Here is a 25246-nt window from a genome sequence, read left to right on the forward strand (position 1 = left end):
GCCGCGTCCCATGGCTGTCCGCTGGACAGTTGCGCAGCCGAAGGAGCGATGCGGTGAACACCGACCGACCCGACCACGACGACGAGAGCGGCCCCGAGGACCGGGAGACCGCCGTTTCCGGGGCCACTCCCTCCGAGGCTGACGTCCCCGGGTCCGCCGTTCCCGAGGCCGATGCCGATGCCGATGCCGCCGAGGCTCCCGATGTCGTCGACGTGACCCCCGTTGCCCATGCCGTGGCCGCGTCCGGGGCGTTGACCACTCGGCCGCCCCGGCGTTGGTCTCCCGTGCTCATCGCGTCCGTGGCCGCGGCCGTGCTGCTCGCCGGTGGGGGCGGGGCCTACTTCGCCTCGTCGGCCTCCGGCGGTGGGCGTGCCCAGGCGGGCTCGGCGGCGGACGACAGCACTCCCCCGCCGCTCGCCCTCGACGGATACGCCCCGGCCACCAGCCGCACCAACGGCATCGCGGCCGGTGAGCCGAACCCGTACGGCGTCCACTACCGTGCCGCAGGCGAGCTGCCCGCCGGGCCCAAGTCCGCGTCCGTGTACGCGGCGCGCGGCGAGGTCACGCAGGCCGAGGTGGCCCGGCTCGCGAAGGCGCTCGGGCTGGACGGGACGCCGGTGACGCAGGGCGAGTCCTGGCAGGTCGGGTCGGCGAAGGACGGTTCGGGGCCGACCCTGACCGTGGACAAGGCCGCACCCGGCAGCTGGATCTTCCACCGGTACGCGACCGGCACCGACCGCTGCGAGGCCACGCTCGCCTGCGCCAAGGGCCCGGCCAACCCGGCCGGTGACACGGTGGGCGAGGCGGCGGCGAAGAAGGCCGCGGCCCCGGTGCTCAAGGCGCTCGGTCAGGACGGCGCGAAGGTCGACGCGAGCCAGGTGATGGGCGCCCAGCGGGTGGTGAACGCCGATCCGGTGGTCGGCGGGCTGCCCACGTCCGGCTGGACGACCGGGCTCACCGTCTCCGCGAGCGGTGAACTCGTCGGCGGCACCGGCCGGTTGAAGACGCCGGTCGAGGGCGACACGTACCCGGTGCTGAGCGCGGCCAAGACGCTGGCCCTGATGAACAAGGCCCCCGCGGCCGACCCCCGGATGGGCATCGGCGGCTGCGCGAGTGCCGTTCCGCTCAAGGACGAGCTTGAGCAGCCATGCGGGTCGGCGGCCTCACCGAGCGGGGCGAACGACTCGACGGTGACCGTCGAACGGGCGGTGCTGGGGCTCGCCGAGCGGACCCGGCTGGGGCAGCCGGTGCTGGTGCCGTCCTGGCTGTTCGAGGTGCGGGGTTCGGCGGCCCGGGGTGCGTTCACGGCGACCTATCCGGCCGTCGACCCCGCCTATCTGACGTCGGCGACGCCGTCCCCGGAGCCGACGGCGAGCGGATCGGCCGCGCCGGAGGACGTGAAGGTGGACGGGTACGCGGTGAACGGCCGTGAGCTGACCGTCGGTTTCACGGGCGGGGTGTGCGCCGACTACAAGGCGACGGCGAAGGAGAGTTCCGGTTCGGTGACCGTGACGGTGACGGAGACGCCCTGGAAGGGCAAGGTCTGCGTCATGATCGCCAAGGAGCTTCAGCAGAAGGTGCGGCTCGACGAACCGCTCGGTGACCGGAAGGTCGTGGGCACGGGCGGCAAGGCGATCCCGGCGCTGAAGAGCGGGGAACGGCTGCCGGAGACGTCCGAGGCGCGGTGAACCGTTGGATCGTCTGGATCTGCGTCTGCCGGATCTCGCCCGAGCTGGTCAGATCCGGATCTGGTCCGGTCTGATCCGGTCTGGTCTGATCCGGTCTGGTCTGATCCGGTCTGATCCCGGTGGGTATGACGAAGGCGGCGACCCTGTCGAGGGGTCGCCGCCTTCGGCGTGCCGTTCCGCTGGGGTTCGGCGGGGTTCAGTTGAAGGAGTCGCCGCAGGCGCAGGAGCCCGTCGCGTTCGGGTTGTCGATCGTGAAGCCCTGCTTCTCGATGGTGTCGACGAAGTCGATCGACGCGCCGCCCAGGTACGGGGCGCTCATCCGGTCGGTGACGACCTTGACGCCGTCGAAGTCCTTCACCACGTCGCCGTCGAGCGAGCGCTCGTCGAAGAACAGCTGGTAGCGCAGGCCGGAGCAGCCACCGGGCTGGACGGCGACGCGCAGGGCCAGGTCCTCACGGCCTTCCTGGTCGAGCAGGGCCTTGACCTTCGCCGCAGCGGCGTCGGACAGGATGATGCCGTCGGTGACGGTGCTGGTCTCGTCCGATACGGACATCTACATCTCTCCCGGGTTGTACGGAGACTGCTTGCCGACGTTGTCAACCGCCGGGGCCGCGGATTCATTCCGGGCCGAGCCCTTTGTCTTTTCCCCTGTTCCTTCATGCTCGCACACGTGCGGGGAAGCGAACAGCGGCCGTCGGGATTCACGTCACATCGACGTTATCGCCATCGTCAATATGACGTGAAGCGGATATGATAGATAGCGTCAATTCGACGAAAAGTAGCGCCGTGTAGCGCCGTTCCGACCCCGGACCGGCGGGCCGCAGAACAGAAAGGGTGCGTGTCGTGACCACCGCCCAGCCCCAGGAGCTCGACGTCCAGCCGACGCCTCTCGCCCTGCTGCTTCTCGGCCGGGACGCCGATCCGCGCAGCGAGCGTGGTGTCGAGTGCCCCGGCGATCTGCCGTCGCCGTCCGACCCGGACCTGGTGGCGCGGGCCCGCGCGGCGAAGGAGAAGCTCGGGGAGAAGGTCTTCATCCTCGGCCACCACTACCAGCGCGACGAGGTCATCCAGTTCGCGGATGTCACGGGTGACTCGTTCAAGCTGGCGCGGGACGCGGCGGCCCGGCCCGAGGCCGAGTACATCGTGTTCTGCGGTGTGCACTTCATGGCGGAGTCCGCGGACATCCTGACCGGCGACGACCAGAAGGTCGTCCTGCCCGACCTCGCGGCCGGTTGCTCGATGGCCGACATGGCCACCGCCGAGCAGGTCGCCGAGTGCTGGGACGTGCTGACCGACGCGGGGATAGCCGAGCGGGTCGTGCCCGTCTCGTACATGAACTCGTCCGCCGACATCAAGGCGTTCACCGGTCGGCACGGCGGCACGATCTGTACGTCCTCGAACGCCGAACGGGCCCTGGAGTGGGCCTTCGCCCAGGGTGAGCAGGTGTTGTTCCTGCCCGACCAGCATCTCGGCCGCAACACCGCCGTGCGGGACCTCGGGATGTCGCTGGACGACTGTGTCGTCTACAACCCGCACAAACCCGGGGGTGGGCTCACGGCCGAGCAGCTCCGGGGCGCGAAGATGATTCTGTGGCGTGGGCACTGTTCCGTGCACGGGCGGTTCAGTCTGGAGTCCGTCGAGGATGTGCGGGCGCGGGTGCCCGGGGTGAATGTTCTCGTGCATCCCGAGTGCCGGCACGACGTGGTCGCCGCCGCGGATTATGTCGGTTCCACCGAGTACATCATCAAGGCGCTTGAGGCGGCGCCCGCCGGGTCGAAGTGGGCGATCGGGACTGAGCTGAACCTTGTTCGGCGGCTTGCGAATCGGTTCGCTTCCGAGGGCAAGGAGATTGTTTTCCTCGACCGGTCGGTGTGTTTCTGCTCGACCATGAATCGGATTGATCTGCCGCACCTGGTGTGGACGTTGGAGTCGTTGGCCTCCGGCACGTTGGTCAATCGGATCGAGGTCGATCGGGAGACCGAGGCGTTCGCCAAGCTGGCGTTGGAGCGGATGTTGGCGTTGCCGTAGGGGGTCACTCCGAGCGGGGCTCGGTGGCCGGCCGACTGACGGTTCGTCGTGGCTGGTCGCGCCCACGCGGCGGAGCCGCCTATCGGATACAGCCCTGTGCCCCTTGAGGGCGTTGCCGGGCCCCGGGATTGGTCGCTCGGGGCCCGGATTGCTTTTGCTCAGGGGGTTTATGCGTTGGCCGGTTCTGGGGTTTCTGAGGGGGTGGGGGCGGGGGTCTTCTTTGTTGCTCGCTTCTTTTTTCTGCGGTCTTTGCGGAGTTCCAGGATGGTGTAGAGGGTGGGGACCAGGAGGAGGGTGAGGAGGGTTGACGTGATGAGGCCGCCTATGACCACCACTGCCAGCGGTTGGGCTATGAAGCCGCCTTCTCCTGTTACTCCCAGGGCCATCGGGAGGAGGGCGAAGATGGTGGCCAGGGCCGTCATGAGGATGGGGCGCAGGCGGTGGCGGCCGCCCTCGACGACCGCCTCGATGACGCCGTAGCCGTCCGCGCGGTACTGGTTGATCAGGTCGATCAGGACGATCGCGTTGGTCACCACGATGCCGATGAGCATCAGCATGCCGATCATCGCGGGGACGCCCATCGGGGTGCCGGTGGCGAGGAGCAGGCCGATCGCACCGGTCGCCGCGAACGGCACCGACACCAGCAGGATCAGCGGCTGGGCCAGTGAACGGAACGTCGCGACCAGCAGCATGAAGACGATCGCGATCGCCGCGAGCATCGCCAGGGCCAGGTTCTTGAACGCGTCGTCCTGGTCCTGCGAGACGCCGCCGATCGAGGCGGTGGCCCCGGCCGGGAGCTTCAGGGCGTTCAGCTTCGTCGTCAGGGACTGGCTGACCGCGCCGGTGTTGTCGCCGGTGGGCTTGGCGGTGATGGTGGCCGCGCGCTGGCCGTCGATGCGGGTCATGGAGACCGGCCCGTCGACGACCCGCACGGTGGCGATGTCACCGAGCCTCACCGCGCCGAGGCGCAGGTCCCGCAGCTCCTTCAGGGTGCGGGCGGGCTTGGCCGAGCGGATGACGACGTCGTGCTCGGCGTCGTCGAGGACCGCCTTGGCGGCCGGGGTGCCCTTGACGGCCTGGGCGACGGCCGCGCCGAGCGTCTGGTCGTCGAAACCGGCCTCCGCCGCACGGGAGTTGGCCTTGACCGAGATGCGCGGCACGCTCTGCGAGAGGTCGCTGGTGACGTCGGTGACACCGTCGAGCCCGGCGACCGTGTCCCGGACCTCGTCGGCGGCCTTGCGCAGCACCGCGGAGTCGGCGGCCTTCACGACCACACTGAGGTCCTGGCTGCCGAAGCCGTCACCGGCGGCGATGGTGGTGGTGCCGATGCCGGTGAGCTTCTTCAGGCCGGACTCGACGCGGTGCTGGACCTCGTCGTAGGAGGCGCCGTCGGCCAGCATGACCTGGTAGGAGGCCTGGTTGGTGTCGGTGCCGCCGCCGAAGGCCGCCATGAAGCCGGAGGAGCCGATGGTGACCTGGTAGTTCTTGACGCCCTCGGTGGCGGCGAGGAGCTTCTCGACCTTCTTGGCCTGCGCGTCGGTGGCGGCCAGGCTGGTGCCGGGCTTCAACTCCTGCTTGACGGTGAGGACTTCCTGCTCGCCCTGGTCGAAGAAGTTCGTCTTCAGCAGCGGCGCCATCCCGAACGTGCCGACCAGGACGACGGCCGCGAGGGCCAGGCTGGTGAGGCGACGCCGGGTCGCGAAGCGCAGCACGGGCACGTAGAGGCGCTGGAGGCGGCTGCCGGCCTCCTTCTCCTCGGCGAGCCTGCGGGCCTCGGCGGCGTCGGCCGGGGTGCCCTTCGGGGCGCGCAGGAACCAGTACGACATCACCGGCACGACCGTCAACGACACCACGAGGGACGCCAGCAGGGCCGCCGTCACGGTCAGGCTGAACGAGCCGAACAGCTCGCCCACCATGCCGCCGACCAGGCCGATCGGCAGGAACACGGCGACCGTGGTGAGCGTCGAGGACGTCACCGCGCCGGCCACCTCGCGGACCGCCTTGAGGATGGCCTCCTCGCGCTCCTCGCCGTAGCCGAGGTGCCGTTTGATGTTCTCCAGGACGACGATGGAGTCGTCGACGACGCGGCCGATCGCGATGGTCAGCGCGCCCAGCGTCAGCATGTTGAGCGACAGGTCACGCGTCCACAGCACGATCAGCGCGAGCACCACGGAGAGCGGGATGCTGACCACGGTGACCAGCGTGGAGCGGATCGACGCCAGGAAGACCAGGATGACCAGGACCGCGAAGAGCAGGCCGAGCCCGCCCTCGGTGGTCAGACCGCTGATCGCCTTGGAGACCGCGGGGCCCTGGTCGCTGACGACGGTGATCTGCGCGTCGGAGCCGAGGTCCTCGCGCAGGCCGGGCAGCTTGTCCTCGACGGCCCGCGAGATGGCGACCGCGCTGCCGTCGTGGTCCATGGTGACGGAGACGGCGAGGCTGGGCCTGCCGTCGGTGCGGGTGATCGCGTCGGCGGGCGCCTGGCCCTGCGCGACGGTGGCCACGTCCCCGAGCCTGACCGGCTTCTTGACGCCCTGCCCCGTCACCATCAGGTCCTGGACCTGCTTCAACGACGTGTAGCCGCCGCCGACCTGAACGGTGCGGTTGGCGCCGTCCTCGTCGAACGAACCGCCCGACAGGGTCACCCCGCCCGCCTGGAGGGCCTGGGCCAGGGCCTGTGTGCTGAGGCCGGCCCGGGCCAGCTTCGCGTCGTCGGGGGTGACGGTGACCTGGAGGTCGCGCGCCCCGTCGACGGTGACCTGGCTGACGCCGCCGATGGTGTTCAGGGCCGGCACGACGGTGCGGTCGAGCCGGTCGGCCAGCGCCTGCTGGTCGTGGTCGGAGGTGACGGCGAGGACGACGGTCGGGATGTCGTCCGTCGAACCGGCGACGACCTGCGGGTCGACGTCGTCGGGCAGCTGGGCGCGGGCCCGGTTGACGGCCTGCTGGACGTCGGCGACCAGTTGCTTGGTGTCGTTGCCGAAGTCGAAGGACGCCATGATCACGGCGTTGCCCTCGGCGGCGGTGGAGGTGACGCCGGAGAGGCCGTCGACGGCCTTGAGGCTGCTCTCGATCGGTTCGACGACCTGCTTCTCCACCACGTCCGGGGAGGCGCCCTGGTAGGGGGCGATCACGGAGACCATGGGGAGTTCGATGGACGGCAGCAACTGCTGCTTCAGCTGAGGTATCGCTATCGCGCCGAAGACGAGCGCGACGAGCGAGATCAGCCCGATCAGCGCCCGTTGCGCGAGACTGAATCTGGACAACCAGGACATGGGTCGGGTTTCTCTCTTCTGGGAGCGGCAGAAGTGTCCTCTCCACCCTGTGCCATCCCTGTGCCCCGACCCGTAGCCCCGGGGAGCCATTTCCTTATCCGGCGCCTACTCCCGGCGCAGTACGGGCGGGTGGAGCTCACTCCACCCTCGGGCGGACCAACCCCGACTCGTAGGCGATGACGACCAGTTGGGCCCGGTCGCGGGCGCCCAGCTTGGCCATGGCCCGGTTCACATGGGTCTTCACCGTCAACGGGCTGACCGTCAGGCGTTCGGCGATCTCGTCGTTGGAGTGCCCGCCGGCCACCTGCACCAGCACCTCCCGCTCCCGCACGGTCAGCGCCTCAAGGCGCCGGGCGCGGTCGGGGTCGCGGCCGGTGTCGTCGGCCGGGTCGCTCTGCGCGAGGAAGCGGGCGATCAGGCCCTTGGTGGCGGCCGGGGACAGCAGCGCCTCACCGCCGGCGGCGATCCGGATGGCCGCGAGCAGTTCCTCCGGTTCGCTGCCCTTGCCGAGGAAGCCGGAGGCGCCCGCGCGCAGCGACTGGACGACGTAGTCGTCGACCTCGAACGTCGTCAGGATCACCACCCGCACGTGGGCGAGGGAGGTGTCCGCGCTGATCATGCGGGTGGCGGCGAGGCCGTCGGTACCGGGCATCCGGATGTCCATGAGAACGACGTCGGCCCGGTGCTCCCGCGTCAGCCGCACCGCCTCGGCCCCGTCGGACGCCTCCCCGACCACCTCCATGTCGGCCTCGGAATCGACCAGCACCCTGAACGCACTGCGCAACAGGGCCTGGTCGTCGGCGAGCAGGACACGGATGGTCATGGGGGCTCGTTTCTGGGTGGGGTGAGGGGTACGGGGTGCGGCTTCGCCGGTGGTCGTGCGGGAGGTGTCACAACGGCTCTTCCCCGGGCGTCCTGCGGGGTGTGATCGGCAAGGTCGCCTGGACGCGGAAGCCGCCGCCGTGACGGGGGCCCGTGGTGAGGGTGCCGCGCAGGGCCGTCACGCGTTCGCGCATGCCGAGCAGGCCGTGTCCGCCGCCCGAGCCGGGGTCCGCGTCGGCGCCGGTGCCGTCGTCCAGGACGGTGACCTCGACGTCCGGTCCCACCCGCACGACGCTGACCTCGGCCCTCGCCGCCGGGCCCGCGTGCTTGCGTACGTTGGTCAGCGCCTCCTGGACCACCCGGTACGCGGCGAGGTCGACGGCCGCGGGCAGGTCGGTGTCCTGGTCGGCGCGGGCCACCTCGACCGGCAGGCCCGCGTTGCGGAAGGTGCCGACGAGTTCGTCGAGGCGGGCCAGGCCCGGCGCCGGTTCGGTCGGGGCCTCGGGGTCGCCGGACTGGCGCAACAGGCCGACGGTGGCCCGGAGTTCGTTCAGCGCGGAACGGCTCGCCGCGCGGACATGCGCGAGCGCCTCCTTCGCCTGGTCCGGGCGCTTGTCCATGACGTGCGCGGCCACCCCGGCCTGGACGTTGACCAACGCGATGTGGTGGGCGACGACGTCATGCAGGTCGCGGGCGATCCGCAGGCGTTCCTCCGCGACCCGGCGGCCCGCCTCCTCCTCCCGGGTGCGTTCGGCCCGGTCCGCGCGGTCGCGGATGGCCTGCACGAACGCGCGACGACTGCGCACCGCGTCGCCCGCCGTCGCGCCGATGCCGGCCCAGGCGAAGATCGCCAGGTTCTCCTGCGCGTACCAGGGCAACGGCCCCGCCAGCATCGACGCGCCCGTCAGGACCGTCATCGTGAGCAGGCCCAGGCGGACGGTGGTCGCGCGGTCCGTCGTCGCGGCGACGGTGTAGAGGGCGATGACCGCCGACATCGCGACCGGTGCCCTCGGGTCGCCGACCACGCTCTCGATCAGGGCGACGGTGCCCGTCAGCGCGAGGACCCTGCGGGGGGCTCGGCGGCGGAAGATCAGTGCGGTCGCGCCGATGAGCATGAGGACGAGGGCTAGGGGGTGGGGGGTGTGGGCGGCCCAGGTGACCGCGTGCTCGCCGGTGCCGCCGGTGCCGCGCGTCCCGCCGGTGCCGCCGTTTTCGGCCCTCCCGCCGTGTGGGTCGATGGAGGAGCTGGCCAGCATGCAGGTGAGTACGGCGAAGGCCAGGATCGCGTCCAGGGCGAGGGGGTGGGCGGTGGCCTGGCATCTCGCGCGGTCCAGTGTGCGGGTCACGGTGTCCTCAAACTCCCCCAGAGGGGGCACCCCCAACGGGCTGATGGTCTGTCGGCCCGCGATGTCTCAGCGCCGCACAAGACCTGGGGCTGCGCCCCAGACCCCCTTCGGCCCTGAACGGGCCTCGTCCTCAAGCGCCGGACAGGCTGATGGCTGTCGGCCTGCGATGTCTCAGCGCCGCACAAGACCTGGGGGCTGTGCCCCCAGACCCCCCTTCGGCCTGGACGGCCTCGTCCTCAAGCGCCGGACGGGCTGATGTGCGCCGCCCTGCGCCGAAAAGGAACTGCCCAAATCCGGAGGGCTAGCCCGGGATCAGGCCGTCGTCGCTCAGCATCTCTCGGACCTCTTCCAGGGTGGCGTCCGGGGACGGGAGGATGAGGTCGGAGGGGGTGAGGGTGGTGTCGGGGACCGGGGTGCCCAGTTCTCGGACCTTGTTGAGGAGGGCGTGGAGGGTGTGGCGGAAGGCGGTGTCGTCGCCGGACTCCACCTCGGCCAACAGCTCGTCGTCGAGGCTGTTCAGTTCGGTGAAGTGGCTCCCCGCCAGCTTCACCTGGCCCTCCCCCATGATCCGTACGATCATGTCGCCCGTGTCGCCCATGTCGGCCTCCTAGACCTGGCGCCTCACTGCTTGTCGAAGCGTGGGGTGTCCTGCGGCTGCTGCTGGGACTGGGACTGTCCGGTGCCGCCCTCGATCGCCTGCTGGGACGATCCTCCGGCCAGCTCCGCCTTCATCCGCTGAAGCTCCAGCTCTACATCCGTACCACCGGAGAGCTGGTCCAGCTCGGCCTGGATGTCGTCCTTGCGCATGCCGGTGGGGTCGTCGAGGGCGCCGGAGGCGAGCAGCTCGTCGATCGCGCCGGCCCGCGCCTGGAGCTGGGCGGTCTTGTCCTCGGCGCGCTGGATGGCCAGGCCGACGTCGCCCATCTCCTCGGAGATGCCGGAGAACGCCTCGCCGATCCGGGTCTGCGCCTGGGCGGCGGTGTAGGTGGCCTTGATGGTCTCCTTCTTGGTGCGGAAGGCGTCCACCTTGGCCTGGAGGCGCTGCGCCGCGAGGGTGAGCTTCTCCTCCTCGCCCTGGAGGGTGGCGTGCTGCGTCTCCAGGTCCGTCACCTGCTGTTGCAGGGCGGAACGCCGGGACAGCGCCTCGCGGGCGAGGTCCTCACGGCCGAGCGCCAGCGCCTTGCGGCCCTGGTCCTCCAGCTTGGAGGACTGGCCCTGGAGCTGGTTGAGCTGAAGCTCAAGACGCTTGCGGGAGGTCGCCACGTCGGCGACGCCCCGGCGGACCTTCTGGAGCAGCTCCAGCTGCTTCTGGTACGAGTAATCGAGGGTTTCGCGAGGGTCCTCGGCCCGGTCAAGGGCCTTGTTCGCCTTCGCGCGGAAGATCATCCCCATACGCTTCATGACACCGCTCATGGGCTTCGCGCGCCCCCTTCTGACGGACTCAAGCTCCAGCTCTGCGACAGAACCCACAGTACGGGCCCTGCATCCATTGACGCACTGTTCGGGGACCGATGGGCTCATCCCCGAGGACGACTGTCGCCGCTTCCGCTCCCGCCCAGGGTGGAGGTCTCCCCCGAGATACCGGTGCCGGAAGGGTGCACAACGCCCCCTCTGTCCCTTTACAGGACGACTGGTGTTGCCGGATCGTTCCCGGCGGAACCGGCATCGAACCCCGGACACCCTTTACCCTTGGGTTTTGTGTTCCGTAGCCGTTCCAAGGAAGAGAAGGCCGCAGGCGTCAAGGCGCCGCTGACCGACTCCACGCAGCCCCGTGACCCGCAGGCCCGCAAGGGCCGCCCCACGCCCAAGCGCAGCGAGGCCCAGTCCCAGCGCCGCAGTGTCGCCAACACGACGCTGACGCGCAAGGACGCCGCCAAGCGCCAGCGCGAGGAGCGCCGCGTCCAGCTGGAGCGCCAGCGCCAGGCGCTGGCCAGCGGCGACGAGCGGTACCTGCCGGCCCGCGACAAGGGCCCGGTGCGCAAGTACGCGCGCGAGTTCATCGACTCGCGGATCAACGTGGCGGAGTTCTTCCTGCCCGTGGCCGTGGTCATCCTCGTGCTGAGCATGGTGCGGGTGGGTGTGCTCCAGAGCGTCGCGCTGCTGCTGTGGCTGATCGTGATCGTGCTGATCGTGCTCGACTCGATCGTCAGCGGCTTCCGGCTGCGCAAGAAGCTCGCCGACCGCTTCCCCGACCAGAACCGTCGGGGCGCGATCCCCTACGCGCTGATGCGCTCCCTCCAGATGCGTCGGCTCCGGCTGCCGAAGCCGCAGGTCAAGCGCGGAGAGCGGCCCTGAGCACGACGTCCGTCTCCGAAGGTGGTGCCGCCCTCAGCGGCTTACGGGCCGTAGTGCGGCAGGAGCTGGTCACCCGGCAGCTCGACGAGCAGATAGCCGGGCGGTTCCCGGTCGGGCGCCGGCTACGGGTGCTCGACGTGGGCGCCGGGCAGGGCTCCCAGGCGCTGCGCCTTGCCCGTGCCGGTCACCAGGTGACCGGCGTCGAGCAGGACCCGGCGCTGATCTCGGCGGCCCGCGCGGCCGTCGCCGCCGAACCCCAGGGCATCCGGGACCGGGTGCGCCTCATCGAGGGGGACGGCCGGGACACCGGGGTGCACTTCCTGCCGGGCAGCTTCGACGTCGTCCTGTGCCACGGGGTGCTGATGTACGTCGAGGAGCCCGACCCGCTGCTCGCGGGGCTGGCCCGGATGGTCGCCCCCGGCGGGCTGCTCTCCCTCCTGGTCCGCAACGCCGACGCGCTGGCCATGCGCCCCGGGCTCGCCGGTGACTGGGCGGGCGCGCTCGACGCCTTCGACACCACCGCCTATCGCAACCGGCTCGGGCTCGACGTCCGTGCGGACCGGCTGCGCACGCTGACCGCGACACTCGACGGCATCGGAGCACCGTTGCACGCCTGGTACGGAGTGCGGGTGTTCACGGACACGGCGCCGGACGACGCCCCCGCCCCGGATGACCTGGACACGCTGCTGGCCGTGGAGGACCGGGCCGGGCGCACCGACCCGTATCGCGGGGTCGCGGCGCTGCTGCACCTGTGCGGCGTGCGCGGCTGACCGGCCCGCACCTCCCCGCGCGCTCGCCCGTTCGGGTCTTTCCGGGGGCCGGGCCCGCGGGGCGCGGTGAGACTCGGGGCATGGACGCTTCCCACACCCGTGCCCGTCGGCCGCTCGCCGCCCTCGTCGCCCCGTTCTGCGCCCTCGCCCTGGTCACCGGCTGCGCCGGCGCCGTCTCCTCGGACGCCGGGGAGCGGACCACCGCGCGGGCCGAGCGGCTCACCGCCCCGAAGTCGGGCGGCGATCTCCAGAGCGACTACCTGAAGGTCATCAAGGACGTCCTGCCGTCGGTCGTGCAGATCCAGGGCCGCAACGACCTCGGGTCCGGGGTCGTCTACGACGGTCAGGGGCACATCGTCACCAACGCGCACGTGGTCGGGGCGGAGAAGACGTTCAAGGTGACGACCGCCAACAGCGAGGACGTGCTGTCGGCGCGGCTGGTGTCCTCCTACCCCGAGCAGGATCTCGCCGTCATCAAGCTGGACAACGTGCCGCGTGGCCTGAAAGCGGCGTCCTTCGGTGACTCCGCGAAGGTGGAGGTCGGGCAGATCGTGCTGGCGATGGGCTCGCCGCTGGGGCTGTCGTCGAGCGTGACGCAGGGGATCGTGTCGGCGACCGGGCGGACGGTCACCGAGGGCAGTTCGGGGGGCGGCACCGGCGCGACGATCGGCAACATGGTCCAGACGTCCGCCGCGATCAACCCCGGCAACAGCGGCGGCGCCCTCGTCAACCTGAACGGGCAGGTCATCGGCATCCCCACGCTCGCCGCCACCGACCCCGACCTCGGCGGCAGCGCGGCTCCCGGCATCGGGTTCGCGATCCCGGGAACGATGGTCAAGACGATCGCCGATCAGATCGTCAAGGACGGCAAGGTCACCGACTCGGGCCGGGCGGCGCTCGGCATCACCGGGCGGACCGTCGTGGACGACCAGTACCGGGCGGCCGGGGTGGCGGTGGTCCAGGTCAAGAGCGGCGGCGCGGCCGACAAGGCCGGTATCCAGCCCGGGGACATCATCGTCGGCCTCGGCGACACGACCGTCACCACCATCACGTCCCTGTCGGAGACGCTGGCCTCGGAGCGGCCCGGTGAGAAGACGACCGTGACGTTCACCCGCAACGGTGACCGCAAGAAGGCCGACGTCACGCTGGGCGAGCAGTGAGAACGGGCGGCCGGTGAGGAAAGGGCGCCGGGCGCGGGAAGGGGCGGTCCGGCGGTGTGCCCGGGCCGCCCCTCTTCCTGTCCCGCCGGTGGTGTCCTAGGACGCCGCTTCCTCGGCCGCCGTTTCCTCGATGTGCAGGCTCATCGGGCCGTAGATCTCCGTGTCGTCCTCGAACAGCCGCACCTGGTCGGCGCCGCCTGCCACGAGTTCCTTCCAGTACTCGCCGATCCAGGACTCGGCGTCGCCCTGCGTGGTGAATTCCTCGGGCTGGGCCGCGGGCGGGACCTCCGTCCCGTCGGTCTTCTCGAACCGCCACGTCCATGCCGCCATGTAGGCCTCCCCTGTCTGAGCACCTGCCGAGCGGGAGCCGGATCTTGGTCCGGTCCCGCCAGCAGCGTAAGCGCTGTGCGGGACGGGCCGCGAGGTGTCCGTCGGTCGGCTGCTCGGTCGTTGTGGCTGGTCGCGCCCGCCCTCCCGGGGCTCGGGGCGCTTCGGGGCGCGGCGGATTTCACGCGGGCCGCCCGCTCGGGCGCGCGGTGCCCCGGTGGACACGCGAAAATCACTCTCGTGGACGTGACTCTGCTCGGAACCGGCGCCCCCGCGGGACTCCCCCGCCCCGACTGCCCCTGCGCGGCCTGCGCGACCGCCCTCGGCGGTGACGCGCGGGCGGCGACCTCGCTGCTGGTGGACGGAACGTTGCTGCTGGACCTGACGCCGGGTGCGGCGTTCGCGGCGGCGCGGGCGGGGCGTTCGCTGGGCGGGGTGCGGCAGGTGCTGCTGTCCCACCCGCACGACGGGCCCGCCGTCGAGGTGCCGGCCGGGCTGCCGCAGCCGGGGCGGGTGCCGGACGGGCGTGAACTGGCGCTGCTGACCGGGCACCGGGTGCGGGCGGTGGCGATGGACGCGCCGGGCACCGGGTACGCGGTGACGGGTCCGGACGGGCGCCGGCTGCTGTATCTGCCGCCGGGCGGGGCTCCCGCCGGGCTGGAGAACGGGCACGGCACGGCGGAACCGTACGACCTGGTGCTCGCCGACGTGGTGGGGCGGCCCGACGGGCTGGCCAAGCTGCGGGCGGTGGGCGCGGTGCGGCCGACGACGGATATCATCGCCGTTCATCTGGACCACGACGTGCCGCCGGGTGCCGAGGCGCGGCGGCGGCTGGCGGCGGCCGGGGCGCGGGCGGTGTCGGACGGGGTGACGCTCACCGTCGGCCGGTATCCCGACATGACCGAGGTGCCGGACGTGCCGCGGCGGACGCTGGTGCTGGGCGGGGCGCGGTCGGGGAAGTCGGTGGAGGCGGAACGGCGCCTGGAGGCGTTCCCTGACGTGCGGTACGTGGCGACCGGGGGCACGCGGGGCGGGGACAGCGAGTGGGCCTCGCGGGTGGCCCTGCACCGGGAGCGGCGGCCGGGGTCGTGGCGGACGTCGGAGACGTGTGACCTGGTGCCGTTGCTGGCGGAGGACGGGCCGCCGTTGCTGATCGACTGTCTGTCGCTGTGGTTGACGGATGCGATGGATTCGGCGGGGGCGTGGGACGACGCGGTGTGGGCGGACGGGGGGGAGCGGGGGTTGCGGGGGCGGGTGCGGGAACTGGTGGCCGCGGTGCGGGCGACTCGGCGCGTTGTCGTCGCCGTCTCGAACGAGGTGGGCTCCGGCATCGTGCCGGCCACGGCGTCCGGGCGGCGGTACCGGGATGAACTGGGCCGTCTCAACGCGGCGTTGGCTGCGGAGTGTGAACAGGTCGTCCTGGTCGTCGCCGGCCAGGCACTGGTCCTGCGCGGCTGAGGGGCCGGTACCCGGGTGCGGCGCCGTGGTGGCCGGTCGCGCAGTTCCCCGCGCCCCTGAAGAAACAGGGCGGCCCTGCTGACCGCACCCACGCGAGGTTGTCGGTCGGGCGCGGCGCCATCGTGGCTAGTCGCGCAGTTCCCCGCGCCCCTTGGCGGCGCTGCCCGGCCGTGGGCTGCAAGGTCAGGTTCCGCCAGGCCCCTGAAGACCCGGGGCCGCTCGGGTTTTTGCTTTTAGGGGCGCGGGGAACTGCGCGAGCAACCACGACGGACCCGCACCCGACCACGGGCCGGGGGTTAGTTCGGGTGAGGGGTGTGGGCGAGTAGGTGGTAGGTGGGGCTCAGAAGGGAGTGGAGGGTTGGAGAGAGGAGGGTGCAGCCTTGGGTTGTCAGGGCTGTGGTGATGTTGGGCGGCGGGGGCGGCGGACGCCAGTTCGTGGGGGTGGGGAGCTCCAGGATCAGGAGTCCGCCCGGGCGGAGGAGCGTCAGGGCCGCGATCAGGTCGGCTTGGGGGGTCGGGGTGTGCGGGAGATGGTCGAGGAGGCTCACCACGTCGTAGCGGGACCGCAGGGGCGCCGTGACGTGGGGGTCGGTCAGCCGGCCCAGATGGGCCTCCTCGATGCGCTCGGCGGCACGGGCCCGCAGGACACGGGGCGAGACGTCGAGGCCGTCGAAGGCCGTGTACGGGAAGAACGCGCGGGCCGCCGCGGGAAACCCGGCGTCGCCGGTACCGACGTCGAGCCAGCTCTCGGGGTCGGGGCGGCGCAGCCGCAGCACCGCGCGGACGGTGGCCCGGTACCGGCGCGGCCGGTCCCGGACCCGCCGGCCGCCGACCGCGACCCTGGGGTTGCGGAACACGTGCGCGCACTCCTGGCAACGGTCGAGCACGGCGGAACGGCTGCGCAGGCGCCGTCCGCCGCACCAGGGGCAGTCGGCGCGGCGGACGGTGGACAGCGGTGCGGACATGAGCGGCTCCCGATGACGTGCGACATTCCGGCGCAAAACGGAACGTAGGGGATCGCGATGCGGGGAGCAACGATGTGGTCCGGACGTGGTGGAGCTGTGGCGCGGGACCAGTGGGACCGGTGCCGGTACTGTTCGGCGAATGAGCTCGCTGAATCTCGACGACTTCTCCGATCTGATCGAGCGCCCGGACGGCGGGGTGCGCCGCGACGCCGAGGCACGCCGGGAACGTCAGGTCGTCCCGCCCGGATCACTGGGCCGCCTCGACGAACTGGGCGAGTGGCTGGCCGCCGCCCGGTCGGCGGTGCCGGTCCAGCCCGTCGAACGGCCGCGTGCGGTGCTGTTCGCCGGTGACCACGGCGTCGCCGCACTGGACGTCTCGGCCCAACCGGCAGGCAGCGCGCACCAGTTGGTGCGGGACGTGCTGGAGGGCGGCCGGCCGGTGTCGGTGCTCGCGCGGCGGCTCGGGGTGCCGGTGCGGATCGTCGACATGGCGTTGGACTGCGACCCGGAGACGTTGCCCGCCGAGGTCGCCGGACACCGGGTGCGGCGCGGCAGCGGACGCATCGACATCGAGGACGCGCTGACCCTGGAGGAAGCCGAGGCGGCGTTCCTGGCCGGGGTCGCGGTGGCCGACGAGGAGGCCGACTCCGGTACCGATCTGGTGGTCCTCGGCGACCTCAGCGTCGGCGGCACCACGGCGGCCGGGGTGCTGGTGGCCGCGCTGTGCGGGACGGACGCCTCCGTGGTGACCGGGCGTGGCGGCCTGGCCATCGACGACCTGGCGTGGATGCGCAAGTGCGCGGCGATCCGGGACGCGCTGGTGCGGGCCCGCCCGGTCCTGGGCGACCAGCTTCAGCTGCTGGCGACGGTGGGCGGCGCCGATCTCGCGGCGATGACCGGGTTCCTGTTGCAGTGCGCGGTGCGCAAGCTGCCGGTGATCCTGGACGGCGTCGTGACGGCGGCCTGCGCGCTGGTGGCGCAGCGGATCGCGTTCCGGGCGCCCGACTGGTGGCTCGCCGCGCACGACAGCGGAGAGCCCGGCCAGGCGAAGGCGCTGGACCGGATGGCCCTGGAACCGCTGCTCACCCAGAGCGTGACCGTCGGCGAGGGCACCGGTGGCCTGCTCGCGCTCCCGCTGGTGCAGGCCGCGGCGGCGCTGGCGGCCGAACTGCCGGAGCTGCCCGCGCCCTACCAGGAGGACCCGGAGGGCGCCAACGGCGAAGGTGAGGGGGAAGGTGACCAGAAGGCTGCGGAGGTGCCTCTCAAGGAGGACGTGCCGTAGTCCTTGAGGGCCGAAAGTCGGCAGCGGTTCAGACCGAAGGTGGAGGGGTTCGCCGGGACACCACCCATATGATCTTTCTCCATGGGAGATGCCCGAATTGCCCCGCGGCGAGCCGCCGCCTTCGCCGTCTGGTACCTGCGTGCCGTCGCGTTCGTCAACTTCCTCAGTGCCGTGTGGGTCTCCCTCGGACAGGACGTGCGACGGCACAACCAGGAGAACTTCTTCACGCCCTACCTGCTGACCGCGGGGTTCGCGTCCGGGGTGTTCACCGCGTTCCTCGCGATCACCATGCGGCGCCGCAAGCGCGCCGCGTGGATTCTCAACCTCGCGGTCGCCGGTCCGTTCCTCGCGCTGTTCGCCTTCGCCATGACGTTCCCGGAGATCCGCCGCTACCCGCAGAACTGGATCTCGCTGGTCCTGACGGCCGCCTTCGTCGCCGCGCTGGTCGTCGGCCGCAAGGAGTTCTACGCCAAGGGCGACCGCTCCAACCCGAAGCTCGCCGCCGTCGTCGCGGTCGCCGGCACGCTGGCCAGCTCGCTGCTCGCGGGGCTGCTGGTGACGGTCACCAACCACGCGCCGGACGCGGCCCGTTCGACGTTCCTTGAGCGCTGGCACTACGGCACGCTGCGGCTGATCTCGGTCGCCGCCGACGAGTCCCGGTTCCCCGGCATCGAGACACCGAACGGCGTCAACGTCACGATCAACGTGCTCAGCACGGCCCTGGTGCTGGCCGTGTTCTACGCCGCGTTCCGCTCCCGGCGGGCCGTCGACGCGCTCACCGAGGACGACGAGAAGAGGCTGCGGGCGCTGCTCGAACGGCACGGTGAGCGGGACTCGCTGGGCTACTTCTCGCTGCGCCGGGAGAAGAGCGTGGTGTGGTCGCCGACCGGCAAGGCGGCCGTCGCCTACCGGGTCCTGGGCGGGGTGTCGCTGGCCTCCGGTGATCCGATCGGCGACCCCGAGGCCTGGCCGGGCGCGATCGACCCGTGGCTCGCCGAGGCCCGCGCGCACGGCTGGATTCCGGCCGTGATGGGCGCCGGTGAGGAGGCCGGCACGGTGTATGCGCGGCACGGTCTCGACGCGCTGGAGCTGGGCGACGAGGCGTTGGTCGAGGTCGCCGAGTTCACCTTGGAGGGGCGGGCCATGCGGACCGTCCGGCAGGCCTACAACCGGGTCAAGCGGGCCGGGTACACGGTCCGCGTCCGGCGCCACGAGGACATCCCGGCCGCCGAGATGGCCCACCTGGTGGAGCGGGCCGACGACTGGCGGGACGGGGCGACCGAGCGCGGGTTCAGCATGGCGCTGGGGCGGCTCGGGGACCCGGAGGACGGCCGCTGCGTGATGCTGGAGTGCACGGACGCCCAGGGGCGGCTGCGGGCGGTGCTGTCGTTCGTGCCGTGGGGGCCGCACGGGCTCTCCCTGGACCTGATGCGCCGTGACCGGGAGTCCGACAACGGGCTGATGGAGTTCATGGTGATCGAACTCCTGCGCCGCGCCGGGGAGATCGGCATCACGCAGGTCTCGCTCAACTTCGCCGTCTTCCGCTCGGTCTTCGAACGCGGCGCGCGCCTCGGTGCCGGACCGGTGCTGCGGCTGTGGCGGTCGCTGCTCAGCTTCTTCTCCCGCTGGTGGCAGATCGAGTCGCTGTACCGGGCCAACGCCAAGTACCGGCCCATCTGGGAGCCGCGGTTCCTGCTCTTCGAGAAGAGCGCGGACCTGCCGCGCATCGCCGTCGCGGCGGCCCGCGCGGAAGGGTTCCTGGAGGCGCCGGGCCTGCCGAAGTGGCTGCACCGCAGGCACCTGGAGACGCACAGATGACGGGCCTCGCCCGCTGGGCCCGCGCCGAGTGGGGGCTGCTGTACGTCACCGTGCGCGAGCCGTTGCGCAAGCGGCATGCGCGGGCGGTGCCGATGACGCTGCTGGCGGTGGCGCTGACGGCGGTCATACAGGTCGTGCAGAACCAGTCCTGGGGGTACCGGTTCGTCCAGGACGTCGGGGCGGTGCGGGCCGAGGACCCGTTGGGTCCGGCGCTGCTGCGGACGCCGTTGTCCCTGTTCGTGCCCGCCCTCGACCTGCCGGTGTGGGGTGCGCTGGCGCAGCTGCTCGTGGTGTTCGGGATCGCGGAGATCTGTCTCGGCTGGTGGCGCACGCTGGTCATCGCCTACGCGGCCACCCTCGCCGGGACGCTCTACGCGCGCGTGGGCATCGCGCTGGGTTCCGGCCATCCGCTCGGGCTGCCCGGTTCGGACGCGCAGGTGGTCGACACCGGTCCCTCGGCGGCCGTGGTGGGCCTCGCGGTCTTCCTGGGCTGGCGCTACGGCGCCTATGTCACGGCCGGGGCGGTGATCCTGGCGATGATCGTCGAGGTCCTCGTGAAGGAGAACCTGGCCGGAAAGGAACACCTCGCGGCGATCGTCGTGATCGTGGCCCTGATCGGCGTCTCGACATGGCGCAGGCGCCGGAGGGCTCAGCGGGAACGATTCACCTCTGGGCCGGGGCCGGGTCTGCCGCCGATCCAGTCCTGAACCGTGCGGCTGGGGCCCGACCAGCGGCGGTCGTGCCGGTAGGCGCGCAGGAGGGCACGGGCGCGGGCGCGCGGGCGGCGCCGGTAGAAGCGGCGGGCCCAGGGGGAGCCGGGGCGGGCGAGCCGGACCAGGCCGATGAGCCCGATCAGCGGGATGACCACGCTGAAGATCGCCAGCTTGGTCTTGCCCTTGCTCAGCACGGCCAGCGAGAACAGGAAGTCGACGGCGACCGTGGTGATGACGTTGCCCCGGTCCTGCAACTCCTGCGGGGTCATGTCGTTGACCCCGAACGGCGCGAACCCCGAGAGCACCAGGCCGACCAGGGCTGCGGTGAGCACCACGACCTCGACGCTCTTGCGGCCCTCCTCGCTCCAGTACACGTCGTCGAGGTGGAGCAGCAGCGCGAACTCGTCCAGGACCAGGCCCGCGCCGATCCCGAAGACGATCGCGAACACGGCTGCGCCGAAGCCGTGCCGCCCGCTGGCGACGGCGCCGAAGCCGCCGATGACGGTGAGGACGACGCCGGGGACCACGTGGTGGATGTGCAGCCCGCCCGCCTTCACATTGCCGAACGGCCCTCGGCCGGCCCGGATCAGCCGCGTGATCACCCGGGTGATCAGGAACGTCAGGACGAACGCCGTGAGGGCGAGCAGCAGCGGCAGCTTGCCGGGCTCCACTATGTTGCGCTCCAGCCAATGTCCCATGTGCGCACTTTATCCGTGGCCCCCGTCCCGGTCCCGGCCCGCGCCGGATAGCCTGCGCCGATGCCCGCACCTTCCAAGACGCCCTGGTCCGACGGCCTCCGTTTCGCCTTCGGCACGCTCACCGTGTTCCCGGTGCGGGTCAGCCGCTGGGACCGGGACGCGGCCCGTGCGGGCATGCTGTGCGCTCCGCTGGCCGGGCTGGCGGTCGGGCTCTGTGCGGCGGTGCCGGGGGTGTTGCTGCTGGGACTCGGGGCGGGGCCGTTGGTCGCCGCCGTGGCGTCCGTCGCCGTTCCGGCGGTGTTGACGCGGGGGCTGCATCTCGACGGGCTCGCGGACACGGCGGACGGGCTCGGCAGTGGGAAGCCGGCGGAGGACGCGCTGCGGATCATGAAGCAGTCCGACATCGGGCCCTTCGGGGTGGTCGCGGTGGTGCTGGTGCTGTTGGCCCAGGTGGCCGCGGTCGCCCGGGGGTACGGGGACTCGTGGGAGCGGGGGGTGTTCGCCGTGGTCGTGGCGGGAGTCGTGGCGCGGGTCGCGCTCACGCTGGCCGCGCGGGGTGGGGTTGCGGCCGCCCGGCCGGAGGGGTTGGGGGCGGCGGTCGCCGGGGTGGTGCCGGGGGTGGGTGCGGTGGTGGTGCCGGTGCTGGTGGGTGCCGTTGCCGCGGGTGGGGCGGCGGTTCTTGGGCTCGGGTGGGGTGGGGTGTGCCTCGCCGTGGCGGGGGTGGTGCTCGGGGTCGGCGGGGGTGAGGTGTTGTTGCGGCGGTGTGTGGGGCGGTTCGGTGGGGTCACCGGGGATGTGTTCGGGGCGGTTGCCGAGGCGGCGGGGACGGGGTGTCTGACGGTGCTGGTGCTTGGGCGCTGAGCGGCGGGCGTGGGGTGGATGCCGGGTGCGGTTGTTTGCCGGGTGCGGCGCCGTTGTGGCTGGTCGCGCAGTTCCCCGCGCCCCTTTCCGGCGTTGCTCGGCCGTAGGCTGCAAGATCACGCCGGCTGGTCGCGGCCACGCGAGGTGGTCGGGCGGGTGCGGCGCCGTCGGGGCTGGTCGCGCAGTTCCCCGCGCCCCTTCTCGGCGTTGCCGGGCCGTGGGCTGGAAGATCGCGGCGGCTGGTCGCGCCCACGCGGCGGAGCCGCAGATCGATACAGCCCCGCGCCCCTTTCCGGCGTTGCCGGGCCGTGGGTCGAGGAGGGGACTCGGACCCTTCTCGGCCGCCCTGGCTGTCGGGGGGGCTGTCTCTGGGTAAGAAGGCTGTGGGCTGGGGATTGGTGGGGCGGGGGGTTGGGGGACGCGCGTAGGCTCGGGTGAGTGTTTGGTGTACCGGGGATGAACCCGCTGAGACCGCACCCAAGTCCAGGTGGAATCGAGGGTCGGCCGCCGGGCCCGGTCGACCCGCACCGTTCGGTTCACGCAACTTCACATCGGAAGCGAGATCTCACCACCGTGACTGCTCTCACTCTCAGCACCGCCGCGGCGCCCGGCCTGCGGGCCGACGCGATCGTCGTCGGTGTCGCCAAGGGCGCCAAGGGCCCGGTCGTCGCACCGGGCGCCGAGGCCGTGGACAAGGCCTACGACGGCCGGCTCGCCGGCGTCCTGGAGACCCTCGGTGCCTCGGGCGCCGAGGGAGAGGTGACGAAGCTGCCCGCACCGGCCGGCTTCAAGGCCCCGCTCGTCGTGGCGGTGGGCCTGGGCGCGGAGCCCGAGAAGGGCACCGGGTACGCCCCCGAGGCGCTGCGCAGGGCGGCCGGCGTCGCCGCCCGCACCCTGGCCGGCGCCAAGAAGGCAGCCGTCGCCCTGCCCGTCTCCGAGGCGGCCGACGTCGCCGCGATCGGCGAGGGCCTGCTGCTCGGCGCCTATTCCTTCGACGCCTACAAGGACAACGGCAAGGAGCCCAAGGGGCCGCTCGGCGAGGCGACGCTGCTCGGCGCCAAGCCCCGCGACAAGGAGCACAAGGCGGCGCTGGAGCGCGCCACCGCCGTCTCCGAGGAGCTGAACCGGGCCCGTGACCTGATCAACACCCCGCCGAACGACCTCAACCCGGAGGCGTTCGCCGCCGTCGCGCAGGCGGCCGCCAAGGAACACGGCATCAAGGTGCAGGTGTTCGACGTCAAGGCGCTGGAGAAGGGCGGCTTCGGCGGCATCCTCGGCGTCGGCGCGGGCTCGGCTGCCGCGCCCCGGCTGGTGAAGCTGTCGTACACCAGCTCCAAGGCGAAGAAGCACCTCGCGTTCGTCGGCAAGGGCATCACCTACGACTCGGGCGGCATCTCGCTCAAGCCCGCCGGGCACAACGAGACGATGAAGTGCGACATGAGCGGTGCGGCCGCCGTGTTCGCCGCCGTCGTCGCCGCCGCGCGGCTGGGCCTTGAGGTCAACGTCACCGGGTGGCTGGCGCTGGCCGAGAACATGCCGTCCGGCTCCGCGACCCGCCCCGGTGACGTGCTGCGCATGTACAGCGGCAAGACCGTCGAGGTCCTCAACACCGACGCCGAGGGCCGTCTCGTCCTCGCCGACGCGCTGTGGGCGGCCTCGGCGGAGAAGCCGGACGCGATCGTCGACGTCGCGACGCTGACCGGCGCGATGATGCTGGCGCTGGGCAACCGGACGTTCGGGATCATGGCGAACGACGACGCGTTCCGCACCGCCCTGCACGAGGCGGCCGAGGAGGTCGGCGAGCCCGCCTGGCCGATGCCGTTGCCCGAGCACCTGCGCAAGGGCATGGACTCCCCCACCGCCGATCTCGCCAACATGGGTGAGCGGATGGGCGGTGGCCTGGTCGCCGGGCTGTTCCTGCGCGAGTTCGTCGGCGAGGGCATCACCTGGGCGCACCTGGACATCGCGGGCCCGGCGTTCAACGAGGGTGGTCCGTTCGGCTACACCCCGAAGGGCGGCACGGGCACCGCGGTGCGCACCCTGGTGCGGCTGGCCGAGCTGACCGCCGCGGGCGACCTGGGCTGATCCCACGGCGAGTGACGGGGCCCCGCGCGCGGGTAGGGCGGGGCCCCGTTTTCGTGCCGTCGGCCGGACGTGGGACGTCTCACACACCGCCCTGGCGTCTCGCCCACCCCTGGCAGGTGCGAAGATGGGCTCGGCAGGACAGGGCCCCCATCACAGGGCCGAAGAAAGAGCGGCCGGACACCAGCCGCCGACCGGTCGCCGACGACCGGCGTGGCGCAATGCATGGAGGACGTGACGTGGCGAACGACGCCAGCACCGTTTTCGACCTAGTGATCCTCGGCGGCGGTAGCGGTGGTTACGCCGCGGCCCTGCGCGGGGCCCAGCTGGGCCTGGACGTCGCCCTGATCGAGAAGGACAAGGTCGGCGGTACCTGCCTGCACCGGGGTTGCATCCCCACCAAAGCCCTGCTGCACGCGGGCGAGATCGCCGACCAGGCCCGCGAGAGCGAGCAGTTCGGCGTCAAGGCGACCTTCGAGGGCATCGACGTCCCCGCGGTCCACAAGTACAAGGACGGCGTCGTCGCCGGTCTGTACAAGGGCCTCCAGGGACTCGTCGCCTCCCGCAAGGTGACGTACATCGAGGGTGAGGGCCGGCTCTCCTCCCCCACCTCCGTCGACGTGAACGGCCAGCGCGTCCAGGGCCGTCACATCCTGCTGGCGACCGGCTCCGTGCCGAAGTCGCTGCCGGGTCTGGAGATCGACGGCAACCGGATCATCTCCTCCGACCACGCCCTCGTCCTGGACCGCGTGCCGAAGTCCGCGATCATCCTGGGCGGCGGCGTCATCGGCGTCGAGTTCGCCTCGGCGTGGAAGTCGTTCGGCGCCGACGTCACCATCATCGAGGGCCTCAAGCACCTCGCCCCGCTGGAGGACGAGAACAGCTCGAAGCTCCTGGAGCGCGCGTTCCGCAAGCGCGGCATCAAGTTCAACCTGGGCACCTTCTTCTCGAAGGCCGAGTACACGGCCGACGGCGTCAAGGTCACCCTCGCCGACGGCAAGGAGTTCGAGGCCGAGCTGCTGCTCGTGGCCGTCGGCCGCGGGCCCGTCTCCGCCGGTCTCGGCTACGAGGAGCAGGGCGTCGCGATGGACCGCGGCTACGTCCTGGTCGACGAGTACATGCGGACGAACGTCCCGACCATCTCCGCCGTCGGTGACCTCGTCCCCACCCTCCAGCTCGCGCACGTCGGCTTCGCCGAGGGCATCCTGGTCGCGGAGCGGCTCGCCGGTCTGAAGGCCGTCCCGATCGACTACGACGGCGTGCCCCGGGTGACGTACTGCCACCCCGAGGTCGCCTCCGTGGGCATCACCGAGGCCAAGGCCAAGGAGATCTACGGCGCGGACAAGGTCGTCGCTCTCAAGTACAACCTGGCGGGCAACGGCAAGAGCAAGATCCTCCAGACCGCCGGCGAGATCAAGCTCGTCCAGGTCAAGGACGGTGCCGTGGTCGGCGTCCACATGGTCGGCGACCGCATGGGCGAGCAGGTCGGCGAAGCCCAGCTGATCTACAACTGGGAGGCGCTGCCCGCCGAGGTCGCGCAGCTCATCCACGCCCACCCGACGCAGAACGAGGCGCTCGGCGAGGCTCACCTGGCCCTGGCCGGCAAGCCGCTGCACGCACACGACTGACAGCCCCCGGGCGCGACGACACAGACTTCC

21 protein-coding genes are annotated in these 25246 nt (G+C 71.7%); 12 read left to right on the plus strand and 9 right to left on the minus strand.

Features of this window, described 5'->3' with window-relative positions:
- The first annotated feature begins 53 nt into the window (after window positions 1-53).
- Window positions 54-1688: a hypothetical protein gene (locus tag ACIQOU_RS25015; RefSeq protein ID WP_401539154.1), complete on the plus strand. Its 1635-nt coding sequence runs from the start codon at window positions 54-56 to the stop codon at window positions 1686-1688.
- A gap of 196 nt (window positions 1689-1884) precedes the next feature.
- Here the strand turns inward: ACIQOU_RS25015 and ACIQOU_RS25020 are convergent, their stop codons facing one another.
- Entirely contained in the window at window positions 1885-2241 is a 357-nt protein-coding gene (locus ACIQOU_RS25020; RefSeq protein ID WP_401539155.1) for a HesB/IscA family protein, read from the minus strand.
- A gap of 290 nt (window positions 2242-2531) precedes the next feature.
- Between ACIQOU_RS25020 and nadA the strand changes: the two genes are divergently transcribed.
- Complete coding sequence (gene nadA, locus ACIQOU_RS25025) at window positions 2532-3716, plus strand: quinolinate synthase NadA (RefSeq protein WP_401539157.1); 1185 nt, start codon at window positions 2532-2534, stop codon at window positions 3714-3716.
- A gap of 167 nt (window positions 3717-3883) precedes the next feature.
- Here the strand turns inward: nadA and ACIQOU_RS25030 are convergent, their stop codons facing one another.
- From ACIQOU_RS25030 to ACIQOU_RS25050, 5 genes are all read right to left on the minus strand, one after another.
- Complete coding sequence (locus tag ACIQOU_RS25030; RefSeq protein ID WP_401539158.1) at window positions 3884-6991, minus strand: efflux RND transporter permease subunit; 3108 nt, start codon at window positions 6989-6991, stop codon at window positions 3884-3886.
- Window positions 6992-7127: 136 nt separating this feature from the next.
- On the minus strand, window positions 7128-7814 hold the full coding sequence (locus ACIQOU_RS25035; protein WP_401539160.1) for a response regulator: 687 nt from the start codon (window positions 7812-7814) through the stop codon (window positions 7128-7130).
- Between the two features lie 67 nt (window positions 7815-7881).
- Window positions 7882-9159 carry a sensor histidine kinase gene (locus ACIQOU_RS25040; protein ID WP_401539161.1) on the minus strand — a complete coding sequence of 426 codons (1278 nt, stop codon included), beginning with the start codon at window positions 9157-9159 and terminating at the stop codon, window positions 7882-7884.
- Window positions 9160-9460: 301 nt separating this feature from the next.
- Window positions 9461-9739: a hypothetical protein gene (locus ACIQOU_RS25045; RefSeq protein ID WP_401539661.1), complete on the minus strand. Its 279-nt coding sequence runs from the start codon at window positions 9737-9739 to the stop codon at window positions 9461-9463.
- 41 nt (window positions 9740-9780) lie between these two features.
- Window positions 9781-10572 (minus strand): PspA/IM30 family protein, encoded by a 792-nt coding sequence (locus tag ACIQOU_RS25050; RefSeq protein WP_401539162.1) that lies wholly within the window; start codon window positions 10570-10572, stop codon window positions 9781-9783.
- A 198-nt stretch (window positions 10573-10770) separates the two neighbouring features.
- On the opposite strand from ACIQOU_RS25050, the gene ACIQOU_RS25055 reads away from it, so the two are divergent.
- The 3 genes from ACIQOU_RS25055 (at window position 10771) to ACIQOU_RS25065 (ending at window position 13384) form a co-directional block, all read left to right on the plus strand.
- The gene (locus ACIQOU_RS25055; RefSeq protein WP_401539664.1) at window positions 10771-11454 is read left to right on the plus strand and encodes a DUF3043 domain-containing protein; all 684 of its coding nucleotides are present in this window, start codon (window positions 10771-10773) and stop codon (window positions 11452-11454) included.
- A 65-nt stretch (window positions 11455-11519) separates the two neighbouring features.
- Window positions 11520-12224, plus strand: coding sequence for a class I SAM-dependent methyltransferase (locus ACIQOU_RS25060; protein ID WP_401539667.1), 705 nt, complete (start codon window positions 11520-11522; stop codon window positions 12222-12224).
- A gap of 80 nt (window positions 12225-12304) precedes the next feature.
- Window positions 12305-13384: a S1C family serine protease gene (locus ACIQOU_RS25065; protein WP_401539164.1), complete on the plus strand. Its 1080-nt coding sequence runs from the start codon at window positions 12305-12307 to the stop codon at window positions 13382-13384.
- Between the two features lie 96 nt (window positions 13385-13480).
- Here ACIQOU_RS25065 and ACIQOU_RS25070 read toward each other — a convergent pair whose 3' ends face one another.
- Window positions 13481-13714, minus strand: a complete 234-nt coding sequence (locus tag ACIQOU_RS25070; protein ID WP_401539166.1) for a hypothetical protein — start codon at window positions 13712-13714, stop codon at window positions 13481-13483.
- Between the two features lie 237 nt (window positions 13715-13951).
- Here ACIQOU_RS25070 and ACIQOU_RS25075 point away from each other — a divergent pair, with 237 nt between their 5' ends.
- Window positions 13952-15169, plus strand: coding sequence for a bifunctional adenosylcobinamide kinase/adenosylcobinamide-phosphate guanylyltransferase (locus ACIQOU_RS25075; RefSeq protein WP_401539168.1), 1218 nt, complete (start codon window positions 13952-13954; stop codon window positions 15167-15169).
- A 296-nt stretch (window positions 15170-15465) separates the two neighbouring features.
- Here the strand turns inward: ACIQOU_RS25075 and ACIQOU_RS25080 are convergent, their stop codons facing one another.
- Window positions 15466-16134, minus strand: a complete 669-nt coding sequence (locus tag ACIQOU_RS25080) for a class I SAM-dependent methyltransferase (RefSeq protein ID WP_401539169.1) — start codon at window positions 16132-16134, stop codon at window positions 15466-15468.
- 139 nt (window positions 16135-16273) lie between these two features.
- Between ACIQOU_RS25080 and cobT the strand changes: the two genes are divergently transcribed.
- The 3 genes from cobT to ACIQOU_RS25095 all read left to right on the plus strand — a co-directional run bounded on the left by cobT (window position 16274) and on the right by ACIQOU_RS25095 (window position 19941).
- Window positions 16274-17416: a nicotinate-nucleotide--dimethylbenzimidazole phosphoribosyltransferase gene (cobT, locus tag ACIQOU_RS25085; protein WP_401539171.1), complete on the plus strand. Its 1143-nt coding sequence runs from the start codon at window positions 16274-16276 to the stop codon at window positions 17414-17416.
- A gap of 81 nt (window positions 17417-17497) precedes the next feature.
- Window positions 17498-19234, plus strand: a complete 1737-nt coding sequence (locus tag ACIQOU_RS25090; protein WP_401539173.1) for a phosphatidylglycerol lysyltransferase domain-containing protein — start codon at window positions 17498-17500, stop codon at window positions 19232-19234.
- The gene (locus tag ACIQOU_RS25095) at window positions 19231-19941 is read left to right on the plus strand and encodes a hypothetical protein (protein WP_401539175.1); all 711 of its coding nucleotides are present in this window, start codon (window positions 19231-19233) and stop codon (window positions 19939-19941) included. Before ACIQOU_RS25090 ends, ACIQOU_RS25095 begins: the two co-directional genes overlap by 4 nt.
- Here the strand turns inward: ACIQOU_RS25095 and ACIQOU_RS25100 are convergent.
- Window positions 19884-20645, minus strand: coding sequence for a hypothetical protein (locus ACIQOU_RS25100; protein WP_401539177.1), 762 nt, complete (start codon window positions 20643-20645; stop codon window positions 19884-19886). The genes ACIQOU_RS25095 and ACIQOU_RS25100 overlap by 58 nt on opposite strands.
- A gap of 60 nt (window positions 20646-20705) precedes the next feature.
- On the opposite strand from ACIQOU_RS25100, the gene ACIQOU_RS25105 reads away from it, so the two are divergent.
- The 3 genes from ACIQOU_RS25105 (at window position 20706) to lpdA (ending at window position 25216) form a co-directional block, all read left to right on the plus strand.
- Window positions 20706-21506 carry an adenosylcobinamide-GDP ribazoletransferase gene (locus ACIQOU_RS25105; protein ID WP_401539179.1) on the plus strand — a complete coding sequence of 267 codons (801 nt, stop codon included), beginning with the start codon at window positions 20706-20708 and terminating at the stop codon, window positions 21504-21506.
- A gap of 573 nt (window positions 21507-22079) precedes the next feature.
- Entirely contained in the window at window positions 22080-23591 is a 1512-nt protein-coding gene (locus ACIQOU_RS25110) for a leucyl aminopeptidase (protein ID WP_401539181.1), read from the plus strand.
- 236 nt (window positions 23592-23827) lie between these two features.
- Window positions 23828-25216, plus strand: coding sequence for a dihydrolipoyl dehydrogenase (gene lpdA, locus ACIQOU_RS25115; protein WP_401539183.1), 1389 nt, complete (start codon window positions 23828-23830; stop codon window positions 25214-25216).
- Window positions 25217-25246: the final 30 nt, after the last annotated feature.

Origin of the sequence: Streptomyces sp. NPDC091279 (assembly GCF_044757465.1) — a bacterium.
Classification (GTDB): Bacteria; Actinomycetota; Actinomycetes; order Streptomycetales; family Streptomycetaceae; genus Streptomyces.

What these genes read in the sequence shown, in the direction of transcription:
- ACIQOU_RS25070 (WP_401539166.1), bottom strand. Translation starts at nt 13,714, where the DNA reads ATGGCGGCATGGACGTGGCGGTTCGAGAAGACCGACGGGACGGAGGTC.
- ACIQOU_RS25030 (WP_401539158.1), bottom strand. Translation starts at nt 6,991, where the DNA reads ATGTCCTGGTTGTCCAGATTCAGTCTCGCGCAACGGGCGCTGATCGGG.
- ACIQOU_RS25035 (WP_401539160.1), bottom strand. Translation starts at nt 7,814, where the DNA reads ATGACCATCCGTGTCCTGCTCGCCGACGACCAGGCCCTGTTGCGCAGT.
- ACIQOU_RS25090 (WP_401539173.1), top strand. Translation starts at nt 17,498, where the DNA reads ATGGGAGATGCCCGAATTGCCCCGCGGCGAGCCGCCGCCTTCGCCGTC.
- cobT (WP_401539171.1), top strand. Translation starts at nt 16,274, where the DNA reads ATGAGCTCGCTGAATCTCGACGACTTCTCCGATCTGATCGAGCGCCCG.
- ACIQOU_RS25065 (WP_401539164.1), top strand. Translation starts at nt 12,305, where the DNA reads ATGGACGCTTCCCACACCCGTGCCCGTCGGCCGCTCGCCGCCCTCGTC.
- ACIQOU_RS25050 (WP_401539162.1), bottom strand. Translation starts at nt 10,572, where the DNA reads ATGAGCGGTGTCATGAAGCGTATGGGGATGATCTTCCGCGCGAAGGCG.
- ACIQOU_RS25105 (WP_401539179.1), top strand. Translation starts at nt 20,706, where the DNA reads ATGCCCGCACCTTCCAAGACGCCCTGGTCCGACGGCCTCCGTTTCGCC.
- ACIQOU_RS25020 (WP_401539155.1), bottom strand. Translation starts at nt 2,241, where the DNA reads ATGTCCGTATCGGACGAGACCAGCACCGTCACCGACGGCATCATCCTG.
- ACIQOU_RS25045 (WP_401539661.1), bottom strand. Translation starts at nt 9,739, where the DNA reads ATGATCGTACGGATCATGGGGGAGGGCCAGGTGAAGCTGGCGGGGAGC.
- ACIQOU_RS25080 (WP_401539169.1), bottom strand. Translation starts at nt 16,134, where the DNA reads ATGTCCGCACCGCTGTCCACCGTCCGCCGCGCCGACTGCCCCTGGTGC.
- ACIQOU_RS25095 (WP_401539175.1), top strand. Translation starts at nt 19,231, where the DNA reads ATGACGGGCCTCGCCCGCTGGGCCCGCGCCGAGTGGGGGCTGCTGTAC.
- ACIQOU_RS25100 (WP_401539177.1), bottom strand. Translation starts at nt 20,645, where the DNA reads ATGGGACATTGGCTGGAGCGCAACATAGTGGAGCCCGGCAAGCTGCCG.